General features: G+C 71.7%; 13 protein-coding genes. 11 read left to right on the forward strand and 2 right to left on the reverse strand.

Going from position 1 to position 14994, the window contains the following annotated elements:
• Window positions 1–40 precede the first annotated feature (40 nt).
• The 3 genes from mqnC to OIM89_RS18080 all read left to right on the forward strand — a co-directional run bounded on the left by mqnC (window position 41) and on the right by OIM89_RS18080 (window position 2649).
• Window positions 41–1240, forward strand: coding sequence for a cyclic dehypoxanthinyl futalosine synthase (gene mqnC, locus OIM89_RS18070; protein ID WP_264491427.1), 1200 nt, complete (start codon window positions 41–43; stop codon window positions 1238–1240).
• A gap of 14 nt (window positions 1241–1254) precedes the next feature.
• The gene (locus tag OIM89_RS18075) at window positions 1255–1887 is read left to right on the forward strand and encodes an imidazolonepropionase-like domain-containing protein (protein ID WP_030697625.1); all 633 of its coding nucleotides are present in this window, start codon (window positions 1255–1257) and stop codon (window positions 1885–1887) included.
• A gap of 66 nt (window positions 1888–1953) precedes the next feature.
• Window positions 1954–2649 carry a demethylmenaquinone methyltransferase gene (locus OIM89_RS18080; RefSeq protein WP_226965387.1) on the forward strand — a complete coding sequence of 232 codons (696 nt, stop codon included), beginning with the start codon at window positions 1954–1956 and terminating at the stop codon, window positions 2647–2649.
• Window positions 2650–3422: 773 nt separating this feature from the next.
• Here OIM89_RS18080 and OIM89_RS18085 read toward each other — a convergent pair.
• Window positions 3423–3929: a GNAT family N-acetyltransferase gene (locus OIM89_RS18085; RefSeq protein WP_030697623.1), complete on the reverse strand. Its 507-nt coding sequence runs from the start codon at window positions 3927–3929 to the stop codon at window positions 3423–3425.
• Window positions 3930–4031: 102 nt separating this feature from the next.
• On the opposite strand from OIM89_RS18085, the gene OIM89_RS18090 reads away from it, so the two are divergent.
• Window positions 4032–5318 (forward strand): geranylgeranyl reductase family protein, encoded by a 1287-nt coding sequence (locus OIM89_RS18090; RefSeq protein ID WP_008409051.1) that lies wholly within the window; start codon window positions 4032–4034, stop codon window positions 5316–5318.
• 97 nt (window positions 5319–5415) lie between these two features.
• Here the strand turns inward: OIM89_RS18090 and OIM89_RS18095 are convergent, their stop codons facing one another.
• The gene (locus OIM89_RS18095) at window positions 5416–6204 is read right to left on the reverse strand and encodes a C40 family peptidase (RefSeq protein ID WP_037665331.1); all 789 of its coding nucleotides are present in this window, start codon (window positions 6202–6204) and stop codon (window positions 5416–5418) included.
• An 871-nt stretch (window positions 6205–7075) separates the two neighbouring features.
• Here OIM89_RS18095 and OIM89_RS18100 point away from each other — a divergent pair.
• Genes OIM89_RS18100 through OIM89_RS18130 form a run of 7 tightly spaced genes read left to right on the forward strand, consistent with a single transcriptional unit; the run spans window position 7076 to window position 14918 of the window.
• The gene (locus OIM89_RS18100) at window positions 7076–7435 is read left to right on the forward strand and encodes an NADH-quinone oxidoreductase subunit A (RefSeq protein ID WP_003948737.1); all 360 of its coding nucleotides are present in this window, start codon (window positions 7076–7078) and stop codon (window positions 7433–7435) included.
• Between the two features lie 51 nt (window positions 7436–7486).
• Window positions 7487–8041 (forward strand): NuoB/complex I 20 kDa subunit family protein, encoded by a 555-nt coding sequence (locus tag OIM89_RS18105; RefSeq protein WP_003948736.1) that lies wholly within the window; start codon window positions 7487–7489, stop codon window positions 8039–8041.
• Window positions 8038–8793 (forward strand): NADH-quinone oxidoreductase subunit C, encoded by a 756-nt coding sequence (locus tag OIM89_RS18110; protein ID WP_047464384.1) that lies wholly within the window; start codon window positions 8038–8040, stop codon window positions 8791–8793. Before OIM89_RS18105 ends, OIM89_RS18110 begins: the two co-directional genes overlap by 4 nt.
• A complete protein-coding gene (locus OIM89_RS18115) occupies window positions 8793–10172 on the forward strand; it encodes an NADH-quinone oxidoreductase subunit D (RefSeq protein ID WP_030697620.1) in 1380 nt (459 codons plus the stop codon). The genes OIM89_RS18110 and OIM89_RS18115 overlap by 1 nt, the downstream gene beginning before the upstream one ends.
• Before the next feature lie 35 nt (window positions 10173–10207).
• Complete coding sequence (gene nuoE / locus OIM89_RS18120) at window positions 10208–11044, forward strand: NADH-quinone oxidoreductase subunit NuoE (RefSeq protein ID WP_030697619.1); 837 nt, start codon at window positions 10208–10210, stop codon at window positions 11042–11044.
• A complete protein-coding gene (nuoF, locus tag OIM89_RS18125; RefSeq protein WP_175457817.1) occupies window positions 11041–12393 on the forward strand; it encodes an NADH-quinone oxidoreductase subunit NuoF in 1353 nt (450 codons plus the stop codon). Before nuoE ends, nuoF begins: the two co-directional genes overlap by 4 nt.
• Window positions 12390–14918: an NADH-quinone oxidoreductase subunit G gene (locus OIM89_RS18130; protein WP_226965385.1), complete on the forward strand. Its 2529-nt coding sequence runs from the start codon at window positions 12390–12392 to the stop codon at window positions 14916–14918. The genes nuoF and OIM89_RS18130 overlap by 4 nt, the downstream gene beginning before the upstream one ends.
• Window positions 14919–14994 lie beyond the last annotated feature (76 nt).

Below are 14994 nucleotides of genomic sequence, written 5' to 3' on the forward strand. Positions count from 1 at the left end.
GTGGACAGGTAATCCCCCCGCGCCGAGAGGTGTCAGCCGCGTGACCGAGAAGGCCGACCTCCAGTCCGTCCTCGACCGTGCCGCGGCGGGCGGCCGCATCACCCCCGAGGAGGCGGTGGCGCTCTACCGGGACGCTCCGCTGCACGCCCTCGGCGCCGCCGCCGACGCCGTACGCCGCCGCCGGTACGCCGGTACGGAGCACATCGCGACGTACATCATCGAGCGGAACATCAACTACACCAACGTATGCGTCACCGCCTGCCGCTTCTGCGCGTTCTACGCCGCGCCGAAGGACACGGCGAAGGGCTGGACCCGCGACCTCGACGACATCCTGCGCCGCTGCGCGGAGACGATCGAGCTGGGCGGCACGCAGATCATGTTCCAGGGCGGCCACCACCCGGACTTCGGCGTGGAGTACTACGAGAAGCACTTCGCCGCGATCAAGAAGGAGTTCCCCGAGCTGGTGATCCACTCGCTCGGTGCCTCCGAGGTCGAGCACATGGCGCGGATCTCCAAGACCACCGTCGAGGACGCCATCGAGCGCATCCACGCCGCCGGTATGGACTCCTTCGCGGGCGCCGGCGCCGAGCTGCTGCCGGCCCGCCCCCGCAAGGCCATCGCCCCGCTCAAGGAGTCGGGCGAGCGCTGGCTGGAGATCATGGAGACCGCCCACCGGCTGGGCGTCGAGTCGACCTCGACCATGCTCATGGGCACCGGCGAGACCAACGCCGAGCGCATCGAGCACCTGCGGATGATCCGCGACTCGCAGGACCGGACCGGCGGCTTCCGCGCCTTCATCCCGTACACGTACCAGCCGGAGAACAACCACCTGAAGGGGCGCACGCAGGCGACCCTCTTCGAGTACCTGCGGATGATCGCCATCGCGCGGCTCTTCCTCGACAACGTGGCGCACATCCAGGGCTCCTGGCTGACCACCGGCAAGGAGGTCGGCCAGCTGTCGCTGCACTACGGCGCCGACGACCTCGGGTCGATCATGCTGGAGGAGAACGTCGTCTCCTCGGCCGGTGCCAAGCACCGCTCCAACCGCCTGGAGATCATCGACCTGATCCGCAAGGCCGGCCGCGTCCCCGCCCAGCGCGCCACCACCTACGAGCACCTCGTCGTCCACGACGACCCGGCCGACGACCCCGTCGACGACCGCGTGGCCTCGCACATCTCCTCCATCGCCATCGACGGCGGCACCGCCCACCCCGAACTGAAGCTGCTCGCCCCCAACTGACCGGGCCGCTCCCCATGCTGACCCTCCACACCGCCCCGCTGCTGCTGCCGCCCGGTGCCGAACCGCTGCCGGACGGCGCCGTCCTGGTCCAGGGCGAGGCGGTGCTGGCCGTCGGCCCCCGCGCGGACCTGGCCGCCGCCCACCCCGGCGCCCGCACCCGCGCCTGGCCCGGCCTCCTCACCACCGGCCTCACCCACACCCGGGCCGCCCCCCTGCTGGAGGCGGCCTACCACCCGGACCCGCGCGAGTACGACCAGCTCGGCGAGACCCCGCTCACCGGCGACGCCCTCGCCCGCCTCGCCCCCGACCGGACCCGCTGGGCGGGCAGCGTCCGGCGCGGCCTCCAGCGGCTGCTGCGGCACGGCGTGACCCGGGTGGCCGGGCCCGTCACCGACCCGGCCGTGCGCTCGGCGCTGGCGCGGTCCGGGGTCTCCGTCGTCGCGGGGCCGGTCTCCGGCGAGGGCGTGCCGTCCTTCGACCCCTTCGCGGGCGGCCACGACGCCCTCTCCGGCGTACCGCTCGCCCCCGGTGCCCGGGCCGACCTCGCCGCCTTCGACGTACCCGACGCCGCTGCCCTGCGGGACGGGGGAGCGACCGCCTGCGTGGCGACCGTGCTGGCCGGGCGGCTGGTGCACCGGGCCCGCTGAGCGGGCGGGGCGCGCCGGGGGTGGCCCGGCCCCGGGGCGCGCGGCGGCCGGAGGCACAATGGCGGGGTGACGCGTGCATCTCTGGACAAGCAGCCGCAGGAAGTCGCCTCGATGTTCGATGACGTGGCGGCCCATTACGACCTGACCAACGACGTGCTGTCGCTTGGGCAGGCCCGGCTGTGGCGGAAGGAGGTGGCCCGGGCCGTCGACGCGCGGCCCGCGCAGAAGATCCTCGACCTGGCGGCCGGCACCGCCACCTCCTCGCAGCCCTTCGCCCGCGCCGGCGCGTACGTCGTGCCCTGCGACTTCTCGCTCGGCATGCTCCAGGTCGGCAAGCAGCGCCACCCCTGGATGCCGTTCACGGCCGGCGACGCGATGCGGCTCCCCTTCCGCGACGACACCTTCGACGCGGTGACGATCTCCTTCGGCCTGCGCAACGTCCAGGACACCTCGGCCGCCCTCGCCGAGCTGTACCGGGTGACCAGGCCCGGCGGCCGCGTCGTGATCTGCGAGTTCTCCCAGCCGACCTGGGCGCCGTTCCGGTCCGTCTACACCGAGTACCTGATGCGCGCCCTGCCGCCCGTGGCCCGCGCCGTCTCCTCCAACCCGGACGCCTACGTCTACCTCGCCGAGTCCATCCGCGCGTGGCCCGACCAGCCGGCGCTGGCCGGGCTCCTTCAGAAGGCCGGCTGGGGCAGGGTCGCGTGGCGCGACCTCACTGGGGGGATCGTCGCCCTGCACCGGGGCTACAAGGCTCCCTGAGCCCGCCTCTTCCGGCCACGCCGGTGGCGCCGGGTGTGCCCTGCCGGTCACTGACTCGCCTCACTCGCCGGCCGGGCTGGGTTCGGTTGCGCTGTGGCTGGGCTCCGCCGCCGTCTGCCCCGCCGTGACCCTGCGGGTCACTGATTGGCCTCAAGCGCCGGCCGGGCTGTGAGGTTCGCGGTTTCTCCGGTGCGGGGGTGGGGCGGGGCCGCGCCGGGGTACCTCCTCACAAACTGCAGGGTGCGGGGTCAGTTGGAGCATGGCGGCCGTGTGTGCAGTTTGCTGCGGGGGCACCCCGACACGTCCCCACCCCACGGTCTCGTACGCGGCCGACCGCCGGAGGGGGGGACGAGGCCGTCCCCCATACCGGGCTTCTCCACAGCGACCACCGTCGTGGCTTCAGCCGGCCACACAGATCAATAGGGGACGGTCTGTCTTTTCTCCTCCCACCGGCGGGACGACGCCGGCGAGACGGAAGGGCGGGGTCGTGCCGGGGTGCCCCCGCAGCAAACTGCACACACGGCCGTCTTGAAGCGACTGACCCCGCACCCTGCAGTTTGTGAGGAGGTACCCCGGTGCGGCCCCGCCCGACCAGACGGCGAACGAACCGCGAATCCCTATAGCCCGGCCGGCGTTTGAGGCCAGTCAGTGACCCGCAGGGTCAAGGCGCGGCACGCTGAGGCGGACCCCAGCCACCCCCAGCCAAAGACAGCCCGGCCGACGCTTGAGGCCAAAGGCCGGGGCGGCCCCAGCCCAGCCCACCCCGGCCCCCGTCAGAGCTTCAGCCGGTAGCAGTAGGCAGCCCGCCCGGACGGCGTCCGGAACTCCTCGGGCTCGCCCATGCCCAGCCGCCGAGCCACGGCCGAGGAGCGATGGTTGGCCGCGTCCACCAGAGCCACGACCTCCTCGACCCCGGCGGCGCGCACCCGCTCCAGCGTCTCGCGGGCCGCGGCCGTCACGTACCCCCGGCCCCAGGCGGCCCGAGTCAGCCTCCAGCCGATCTCGATCTGCCCGACAGCGGGGCTCCAGTCGTGCGGCCAGGGCTGGGCCCCGGTGAAGCCCAGCACTTCACCCCGGGCATCGGTCAGCGTCCAGAAGCAGAAGCCGTGTTCGGCGTCGTGCCGGCGCTGGCGGGCGGTCATCTCCTCGTAGACGGAACGCTCGGCGGACTTCCCGCCGAGGAACTCCATGACCTCGGGGTCGTCGAACGCCCGGTGCCAGGCGTAGGCGTCCTCCTCGGTGGGGACGCGCAGGCCGATCGCGGGCGGAGGGTTGGTCATCTTCGGTGCGGCCCTTCAGTTCGGTGACAGGTACCGCTGCATAGACTGCACCTGTCCCGTGCCGGACGGCACCCGATAACCCAGTCCCGGGGAGAGCCAGCAGTGAACGAGCCCCGCACCGAACAGACCGCGGATGTCATCGTCGTCGGCGCCGGGCCGGCCGGCTCGACGACCGCCTACCACCTGGCCAAGGCCGGACTCGACGTCCTGCTCCTGGAGAAGACCGCCTTCCCGCGCGAGAAGGTCTGCGGTGACGGCCTCACCCCCCGCGCCACCAAGCAGCTGGTGGCGATGGGCATCGACATCTCCGAAGAGGCCGGCTGGCTGCGGAACAAGGGCCTGCGCATCATCGGCGGCGGACACCGCCTCCAGCTCGACTGGCCGGATCTCGCCTCCTTCCCGGACTACGGACTGGTCCGCAAGCGCGACGACTTCGACGAGCAGCTCGCCCGCCAGGCCCAGAAGGCCGGCGCCCGCCTCCACGAGCGGTGCAACGTCGGCGCCCCGATCACCGACCCGCGCACCGGCCGCATCACGGGCGTCGAGGCCAAGCTCGGCGAGGAGAAGACCCCGGTCACCTTCCACGCCCCGCTGGTCGTCGCCGCCGACGGCAACTCCACCCGGCTCTCCCTCGCCATGGGCCTGCACCGGCGCGAGGACCGCCCGATGGGCGTCGCGGTCCGCACGTACTTCACCTCGCCCCGCCACGACGACGACTACCTGGAGTCCTGGCTGGAGCTGTGGGACAAGCGCGGCCCCGGGCCGGACCGGCTGCTGCCCGGTTACGGCTGGGTCTTCGGCATGGGCGACGGCACCTCCAACGTCGGCCTCGGCGTCCTCAACACCTCCGCCTCCTTCAAGGAGCTGGACTGGCGCGAGGTCCTGAAGGCGTGGACCGCCTCCATGCCCGAGGAGTGGGGCTACACCGAGGAGAACATGACGGGCCCGATCCGCGGCGCCGCCCTCCCGATGGCCTTCAACCGCCAGCCCCACTACACCAAGGGCCTGCTCCTGGTCGGCGACGCGGGCGGCCTGGTCAACCCGTTCAACGGCGAGGGCATCGCCTACGCCATGGAGTCCGGCCAGATCGCCGCCGACGTCATCGTCCAGGCCCACGCCCGCTCCACCCCGGCCCAGCGCGAACGCGCCCTCCTCGGCTACCCCAAGGTCCTCAAGGAGACCTACGGCGGCTACTACTCCCTGGGCCGCGCCTTCGTGAAGCTCATCGGCAACCCCAAGGTCATGAAACTCGCCACGGAACGCGGCCTGACCCACCCGGTCCTGATGCGCTTCACCCTCAAGATGCTGGCCAACCTCACCGACCCCACCGGCGGCGACGCGATGGACCGCGTCATCAACGGCCTGACGAAGGTCGCGCCGAAGGCGTAACTCCCGGCGCGGGCGCGGCCCGTACGCACAGCGAAAGACCCGCCTCCCTTCAGGGAGGCGGGTCTTCGCGTGTTCTGGGGACGGGGGTACTGCTAGCTCACAGGACGCGGACCGCGCCGTCGGCCGGGTAGCCGGAGAGGTCCTGGATGACGACGCCCTTGGAGGGGTTGGCGGCGTCGAGGTACTTGCCGTCGCCGATGTAGACGCCGGTGTGGTACGCCGAGCCCTGGCCGCCCCAGTAGAGGATGTCGCCGACCTGGAGGTTGGAGGTGCCGACCTGGGTGCCGGCGGTCGACTGCTCCTGCGAGGTGCGCGGGAGGTCCACGCCGACCTGCTTGAAGGCGGCCTGGACGAGGCCGGAGCAGTCCCAGGAGTTGGGGCCGGTGCCGCCCATGACGTAGGCGTCGCCGACCTGCGCCTGGAGGAAGCTGACGACCGAGGCGACGGAGCCGGAGGCCGGGGCCGGGACGTCCTGGCTCGGCGCGGAGGCGCTGGAGCCGGAGGAGGACGAGGTGGCGGCGGCGGTCTGGACGCCGGACAGGTCGGTGCGCTCGGCGCTGCGGGCGGCCCGCTCGGCGGCGGCGGCGCGCTCCTCGGCCTTCTTCTTGGCGGCGGCCTCGGCCTTCTTCTCGGCCGCCTTGTGCGCCTTCTTGGCGTCCTTGACGGCCTTCTCGGCCGCGGACTGCTGCTCGGCGCGGTACTGGTACGCGTCGGCGGCCTGCTGGGTCGCCTCGGCGGAGAGGGCCACCTTCGAGGTGAGGGCGGCGGTCAGCGTGGGCATCTCGATGGTCTCGGTGACCGGTTCGGCGGCCGTGGCGGCGTTGGCGCTGCCGGCGACCGCGATGGTGCTGAGGACGCCACCGGCGACTCCGGCTCGCAGCGCCATGGTCGACGTGCTGCGGCGGCGGGGCTTCCGGTGGCTGCGTATGGGAGCGGAGTGGGACATGGGACAACCGCTACCAGGGTCGTCCGGTTACCCACAAGAAACGTGGGGTGCGCCACAGCTGTCCGTTTTGCCCGCCGAACGCGCGGCGCACGGGCCCTTATTGACGCCACAACGGGCAAATCGGGCCGTCGTGATCATGCGTGTGATCACTGGTTTTCCGCGTTACGCCCGAATTGCCCACGGCATACCACCGCAGTGGGCGGATGGCCAAGCCCCGGATCCGGCCGTCGGTGACGACGTGGCGCAGGTCACGGAACGGTCACTGCGTCAGCTGCGTCCCGCGCGCTCGTGAACGTGTGCACGCACACCGGTGCGGAGGAGTCCGGGGCCCCTTGCGGAGTGCTTGCGGAGGTGTGGTGGCGAGGAGTCCGCTTTTCGCCGGTCCGTCCCGAGTCGACAGGAGGGCGAGGCTCCGCTTGTCCGTGGCCGGATAGATGGCCTGTCCCTATATCAAGCCGGGGCGTCCATCGCAAAGTTGCTCCGGACAGTCGATCTTGCTAGCGAAACCCCCTCCGACCTGCTCCGATGATCGAAGATGTCACCTCTGGTGATCACTCGGGTGCTTCACGTGTGAAGATCACCGCTCATCCGACTTCATGATCCTTCGTCAGGTGGTGGAGATCACAAAGACGTTGGTGACCCCCGTGTCGCAGATCACAGGACGGCAGGCATAGGATGCGGGGCAGTTGGGCTTGTGAACTGCCTCACATGTTCGCGATCTTCGTGGGCGTGCCGGGGCGGATCGGGCGGAATCGCCGAGGGGCCCACGTCGCCGAATGCAGTCAGTGCCGACTGAGAGGAGCGAGGAGCGGTGAACGCGTATGCGCCCATCCTCGTACTGGGAGCCCTGGGGGCGGCCTTCGCGGTCTTCTCCGTGGTCATGGCCACCCTGATCGGACCGAAGCGGTACAACCGGGCCAAGCTCGAAGCCTATGAATGCGGCATCGAGCCGACCCCGACTCCGGCCGGCGGTGGGCGATTTCCCATCAAGTACTACCTGACGGCGATGCTCTTCATCGTCTTCGACATCGAGATCGTCTTCCTTTACCCCTGGGCCGTGAGCTTCGACGCCCTGGGGCTTTTCGGGCTCGTCGAGATGCTCCTCTTCGTGCTCACCGTCTTCGTCGCCTACGCCTACGTCTGGCGCCGCGGCGGCCTGGAATGGGACTGAACCGCACGCCCACGAGGGATCACGAGGGATAGAGGGGTCTGAGAGCCACCCATGGGACTCGAAGAGAAACTTCCGAGCGGTTTCCTGCTCACCACCGTCGAACAGGCCGCGGGCTGGGTACGCAAGTCGTCCATGTTCCCGGCCACGTTCGGCCTCGCCTGCTGCGCCATCGAGATGATGACCACCGGCGCCGGCCGCTACGACCTGGCCCGCTTCGGCATGGAGGTCTTCCGCGGCTCGCCCCGGCAGGCCGACCTGATGATCGTCGCCGGCCGGGTCAGCCAGAAGATGGCGCCCGTACTGCGCCAGGTCTACGACCAGATGCCCAACCCCAAGTGGGTCATCTCCATGGGCGTCTGCGCCTCCTCCGGCGGCATGTTCAACAACTACGCGATCGTCCAGGGCGTCGACCACATCGTCCCCGTCGACATCTACCTGCCGGGCTGCCCGCCGCGCCCCGAGATGCTCGTCGACGCGATCGTCAAGCTCCACCAGAAGGTGCAGAGCTCCAAGCTCGGCGTCAACAAGGAGGAGGCGGCCCGCGAGGCGGAGGAAGCCGCCCTCAAGGCGCTGCCGACCATCGAGATGAAGGGGCTGCTGCGGTGAGCGACACCCACCAGGACCCCGAGGAGCCGCGCGAGGAGTCCGCGCTCCCGGCCGCCCGCCGCGAGGGCGGCGACGTCATCGGCGTCCGCCGGGGCATGTTCGGCGCCCAGGACACCGGCGACACCAGCGGGTACGGCGGCCTCGTCCGCACCGTCTCGCTCCCGGGACCGGCCAGCCGGCCCTACGGCGGCCCCACCTCCCGCGAGGGGTACGGCGTCTTCGACGAGATCGCCGACGAACTCGAAGGCGCCCTCGAGGAGCAGGGCCTGCTCCCGGCGAACGCCATCGACCGCACCGTGGTCGACCGGGGCGAACTCACCTTCCACATCGAGCGCGAGCACCTGGTGCGCGTCGCCCGCACCCTGCGGGACGACCCGGCGCTCCGCTTCGAGCTGTGCACCGGGGTGAGCGCCGTGCACTACCCGGAGGACAAGGGACGCGAGCTGCACGCCGTCTACCACCTGCGCTCGATCACCCACAACCGGCTGATCCGCCTGGAGGTCTCGGCCCCCGACGCCGACCCGCACGTCCCCTCGCTGGTCTCCGTCTACCCGACCAACGACTGGCACGAGCGCGAGGCGTACGACTTCTTCGGCCTCGTCTTCGACGGCCACCCCGCGCTGACCCGGCTGATGATGCCCGACGACTGGCAGGGCCACCCGCAGCGCAAGGACTACCCGCTCGGCGGCATCGCCGTCGAGTACAAGGGCGCCCAGATCCCGGCTCCCGACCAGCGGAGGTCGTACAGCTGATGAGCACTTCCCACCCCCGGCAGGAGGCCGGGCACGCAACCGCCGCCGAGGAGGACGCGGTCGGCTACTCGGCCGGGCGCGAGACCACCGAGGGCACCGTCTACACGGTGACCGGCGGCGACTGGGACGAGATCGCCGAGGCCGCGGCCAAGTCCGACGACGAGCGCATCATCGTCAACATGGGTCCCCAGCACCCGTCCACCCACGGCGTGCTGCGGCTGATCCTGGAGATCGACGGCGAGACCGTCACCGAGGCCCGCTGCGGAATCGGTTACCTGCACACCGGCATCGAGAAGAACCTCGAGTACCGGACCTGGACGCAGGGGACCACCTTCGTCACCCGCATGGACTACCTGACCCCCTTCTACAACGAGGCCGCCTACTGCCTCGGCGTGGAGAAGCTCCTCGGCATCGAGGACCAGGTACCCGACCGCGCGTCGGTGATCCGTGTCCTGCTGATGGAGCTGAACCGGCTCTCCTCGCACCTGGTGGCCATCGCCACCGGCGGCATGGAGCTGGGCGCCACCACCATCATGATCTACGGCTTCCGCGACCGCGAAGTGGTCCTCGACCTCTTCGAGCTGATCACGGGCCTGCGCATGAACCACGCGTTCATCCGCCCCGGCGGCCTCGCCCAGGACCTCCCGGCCGGCGCCCTCGACCAGGTCCGCGAGGGGGTGAAGACCCTCCGCAAGAACATCGACGAGTACGACAAACTCGCCACCGGGAACCCGCTGTTCCAGGGCCGCATGAAGGGCATCGGCCATCTCGACCTGGCCGGCTGCATGTCGCTCGGCATCACCGGGCCGGTGCTCCGCTCGACCGGCCTGCCGCACGACCTGCGCAAGACCGACCCGTACTGCGGCTACGAGACGTACGACTTCGAGGTGCCGACCGCCGACACCTGCGACTCCTACGGGCGGTTCCTCATCCGGCTCGCCGAGATGCGCGAGTCGCTGAAGATCGTCGAGCAGTGTCTCGACCGGCTCCGCGAGCCCGGTGAGGTCATGGTCTCCGACAAGAAGATCGCCTGGCCGGCGCAGCTCGCCCTCGGCCCGGACGGCCTCGGCAACTCCCTCGACCACATCAAGAAGATCATGGGCACCTCGATGGAGTCCCTGATCCACCACTTCAAGCTGGTCACCGAGGGCTTCCGGGTCCCGCCCGGCCAGGCGTACGCCGCCGTCGAGTCGCCCAAGGGCGAACTGGGCGCGCACGTCGTCTCCGACGGCTCCACCCGTCCCTACCGGGTCCACTTCCGCGACCCGTCCTTCACCAACCTCCAGGCCGTGGCGGCCATGTGCGAAGGCGGCCAGGTCGCCGACGTCATCGTCGCCGTCGCGTCCATCGACCCCGTGATGGGAGGCGTCGACCGGTGACCGCCACACCGCCCAGCCCCTCGGTGGCCCTGGGCATGCCCCAGCTCCCCGCCCCCGCGTACCCGGCCGAGACCCACGCCCGGCTCAAGGCCGACGCCGAGGCGATCATCGCCCGCTACCCGGACTCCCGTTCCGCGCTGCTGCCGATGCTCCACCTCGTCCAGTCCGAGGAGGGGTACGTCACCCGGACCGGCATGGCCTTCTGCGCCGAACTCCTCGGCCTGACCACCGCCGAGGTCACCGCCGTCGCCACCTTCTACACGATGTACCGGCGCAAGCCCTCCGGCGACTACCAGGTCGGGGTCTGCACCAACACGCTCTGCGCCGTGATGGGCGGCGACGCCATCTTCGACGAGCTGAAGGAGCACCTCGGCGTCGGCAACGACGAGACCACCGAGGACGGCAAGATCACCCTGGAGCACATCGAGTGCAACGCGGCGTGCGACTACGCCCCCGTGGTGATGGTGAACTGGGAGTTCTTCGACAACCAGACGCCCGACTCCGCCAAGCGCCTCGTCGACGACCTCCGCGAGGGCCGCACCGTCGAGCCCACCCGGGGCGCGCCGCTCTGCACGTACAAGGAGACCGCGCGCATCCTCGCAGGCTTCCCCGACGAGCGGCCGGGCGCGGTCGAGGCCACCGGCGGTGCCGGGCCCGCCTCGCTGATCGGCCTCAGGCTCGCCAAGGGCGAACTGCCGCAGCAGCGCGTGGTCCACCCGCGCGGCCAGGACGGCGCCCCCGACGCCACCGGCCACACGCCCTCGCCCGCCGAACACCTCAGCTCGCACGACGCGCCGCAGCAGACCGCGCCCGCCGACCCGGAGAACCCGGCCGGTCCGGTCACCGGCGACGGCTCCGAGGAGGGGAAGTGATGACGGTGGCCACCGAGATGAACCAGACCAGCCCCGACAAGCTGCTCGCACCCGTCCTGTCGGCCTTCTGGGACCAGCCCGAATCCTGGACCCTGGAGACCTATCGCCGCCACGACGGCTACGAGGGCCTGCGAAAAGCCCTCGCGATGAGCCCCGACGACCTCATCGCGTACGTCAAGGACGCCGGCCTGCGCGGACGCGGCGGCGCCGGCTTCCCCACCGGGATGAAGTGGCAGTTCATCCCGCAGGGCGACGGCAAGCCGCACTACCTCGTCGTCAACGCCGACGAGTCCGAGCCCGGCACCTGCAAGGACATCCCCCTCCTCTTCGCCAACCCGCACTCCCTCATCGAAGGCATCGTGATCGCCTGCTACGCGATCCGCTCCAGCCACGCCTTCATCTACCTGCGCGGCGAGGTCGTCCCCGTCCTGCGCCGGCTCCACGAGGCGGTCCGCGAGGCGTACGAGGCCGGCTACCTCGGCAAGGACATCCTCGGCAGCGGTCTCGACCTCGACCTCACCGTGCACGCGGGCGCCGGCGCCTACATCTGCGGTGAGGAGACCGCCCTCCTCGACTCGCTCGAAGGCCGTCGCGGCCAGCCCCGCCTGCGGCCCCCCTTCCCCGCCGTGGCCGGCCTCTACGCCTGCCCCACCGTGGTGAACAACGTCGAGTCGATCGCCTCGGTTCCCGCCATCCTCCAGCAGGGAAAGGAGTGGTTCCGCTCGATGGGCAGCGAGAAGTCCCCGGGCTTCACGCTCTACTCGCTCAGCGGGCACGTCGCCGGACCCGGCCAGTACGAGGCGCCGCTCGGCATCACCCTGCGCCAGCTCCTCGACATGAGCGGCGGGATGCGCCCCGGCCACCGCCTCAAGTTCTGGACGCCCGGCGGCTCCTCCACCCCGATGTTCACCGACGAGCACCTCGACGTCCCCCTCGACTACGAGGGCGTCGGCGCCGCCGGCTCGATGCTCGGCACCAAGGCGCTCCAGTGCTTCGACGAGACCACCTGTGTGGTCCGCGCCGTCACCCGCTGGACGGAGTTCTACGCCCACGAGTCCTGCGGCAAGTGCACGCCCTGCCGCGAAGGCACGTACTGGCTCGTGCAGTTGCTGCGCGACATCGAGGCGGGCCAGGGGAAGATGTCCGACCTCGACAAGCTGAACGACATCGCCGACAACATCAACGGCAAGTCCTTCTGCGCGCTCGGCGACGGCGCCGCGTCCCCCATCTTCTCCTCGCTCAAGTACTTCCGCGACGAGTACGAACAGCACATCACCGGCAAGGGCTGCCCCTTCGACCCCGCGAAGTCGACGCTCTGGGCGGACCAGCACCTGGAGGCCAAGGCATGACCGTGACGACCGGCGCCGCACCCGGCACCCCGGCCGGGGTGCCGCCCGAGGACCTGGTGACGCTCACCATCGACGGCATCGAGATCTCCGTGCCCAAGGGCACCCTGGTGATCCGCGCCGCCGAACTCCTCGGCATCGAGATCCCGCGCTTCTGCGACCACCCGCTCCTCGACCCGGCCGGCGCCTGCCGCCAGTGCATCGTCGAGGTGGAGGGCCAGCGCAAGCCGATGGCCTCCTGCACCATCACCTGCACCGAGGGGATGGAGGTCCGCACCCAGCTGACCTCCCCGGTCGCCGAGAAGGCCCAGCGCGGGGTGATGGAGCTGCTGCTCATCAACCACCCGCTGGACTGCCCCGTCTGCGACAAGGGCGGCGAGTGCCCGCTCCAGAACCAGGCGATGCAGGTCGGCGACCCCGACTCCCGCTTCGAGGGGAAGAAGCGGACCTACGAGAAGCCCGTCCCGATCTCCACCCAGGTCCTCCTGGACCGTGAGCGGTGCGTGCTCTGCGCCCGCTGCACCCGCTTCTCCAACCAGGTCGCGGGCGACCCGATGATCGAGCTGATCGAGCGCGGCGCGCTCCAGCAGGTCGGCACCGGCGACGGCGACCCCTTCGAGTCGTACTTCTCCGGCAACACCATCCAGATCTGCCCGGTCGGCGCCCTCACCTCGGCCGCCTACCGGTTCCGCTCGCGCCCCTTCGACCTGGTCTCCTCGCCCAGTGTCTGCGAGCACTGTGCCGGGGGCTGCGCCACCCGCACCGACCACCGCCGGGGCAAGGTCATGCGGCGTCTCGCCGCCGACGACCCCGAGGTCAACGAGGAGTGGATGTGCGACAAGGGGCGGTTCGGCTTCCGCTACGCCCAGTCGCCCGAACGCCTCACCCAGCCCCTGGTCCGTTCCGAGAGCGGCACCCTGGAGCCGGCCAGCTGGCCGGAGGCGCTGGAGGCCGCCGCCCGCGGGCTCCACGCCGCCCGCGGGCGCGCCGGAGTGCTGACCGGTGGCCGCCTCACCGTCGAGGACGCCTACGCGTACAGCAAGTTCGCCCGGGTCGCGCTCGACACCAACGACATCGACTTCCGGGCCCGCCCGCACAGCGGTGAGGAGGCCGACTTCCTCGCCTCCCAGGTCGCCGGACGCGGCCGCGACCTCGACGGCGGCGGCCTCACCTACGCCGACCTGGAGCAGGCGCCCGCCGTCCTGCTCGCCGGGATCGAGGCCGAGGAGGAGGCGCCCGGCGTCTTCCTCAGGCTCCGCAAGGCGTGGCGCAAGAAGGGCCAGCGCACCTTCGCGCTGGCCACCCACACCACCCGCGGCCTCACCAAGGCGGGCGGCACCCTGCTCCCCGCCGCTCCCGGCACCGAGACCGAGTGGCTCAAGGCGCTCGGCACCGGCTTCGGCCTGGAGGGCGTCGGCAAGGAGGCGGGCGAGGCGCTGCGCGCCGAGGGCTCCGTCATCCTCGTCGGCGAACGGCTCGCCACCGTCGAGGGCGGCCTGACCGCCGCCGTCCGCGCCGCCGCCGCCCTCGGCGCCCGGCTGGTGTGGATTCCGCGCCGGGCCGGGGAGCGCGGCGCCGTCGAGGCCGGGGCGCTGCCCTCGCTGCTGCCCGGCGGCCGCCCGGCCACCGACCCGCGCGCCCGCGACGAGGTCGCCGCCGCCTGGGGCGTGGCCGAACTCCCGCCCCGGTACGGCCGCGACACCGGCCAGATCGTCGAGGCCGCCGCCTCCGGCGAGCTGACCGCGCTGCTGGTCGGCGGCGTCGAGGTGGCCGACCTGCCCGACCCCGCTCGCGCCCGGCAGGCTCTGGACCGGGCGGAGTTCGTGGTCTCGCTGGAACAGCGGCCCTCCGAGGTGACCGAGCGCGCCGACGTGGTGCTCCCGGTCGCCGCCGTCGCCGAGAAGTCCGGCACCTTCCTCAACTGGGAAGGCCGCTCCCGGATGTTCGAGGCGGCGCTCAAGCCCGAGCAGATGACCCGCCGCCTCGCCCCCGGCGACCTGCGCGTCCTGCACATGCTGGCCGACGCGGTCGCCGAGGTGGACGAGACGGGCCGCGGCGAACTGGCGCTGCCCGACATCCGCGCCGCCCGCCGCGAACTGGACCGGCTCGGCGGCTGGGACGCCCGCCCGTCGCGCCCCGCCGTGCCGCCGGAGGCCCCGGCCGGCTCCGCGCTGCCGAGGCCCGCCGCCGGCGAGGCCGTCCTCGCCGGGCACCGGATGCTGCTCGACCAGGGGCTGCTCCAGCGCGGCGACGAGGCGCTGGCCGGGACCCGGCACGCCGCCCCGGCCCGGCTCTCCGCCGCCACCGCCGCCGAGATCGGGGCCGCCGACGGCACCGTCCTCACCGTGGCGGGCCCGGCGGGCAGCGTCGCACTGCCGCTGCTCGTCACCGACATGCCCGACCGGGTGGTCTGGCTGCCGCTCAACTCCACCGGCACCGGGGTGGCCTCGGACACCGGGGCCGTCCCCGGCCAGCTGGTGCGGATCGCGCCGGCCGCCGCGGCCCCGGCGGAAGTGGAGGAGTCGTGAACCCTGAGCGCACCGGAGGTGCCGCCGTGCCCGCAACCCCCGTCCACCGCGCCCGCCGCGCGCGCGCCCGAGCCCG

This window comes from Streptomyces sp. BI87 (genome assembly GCF_025957665.1).
Taxonomy (GTDB): Bacteria; Actinomycetota; Actinomycetes; order Streptomycetales; family Streptomycetaceae; genus Streptomyces; species Streptomyces albidoflavus.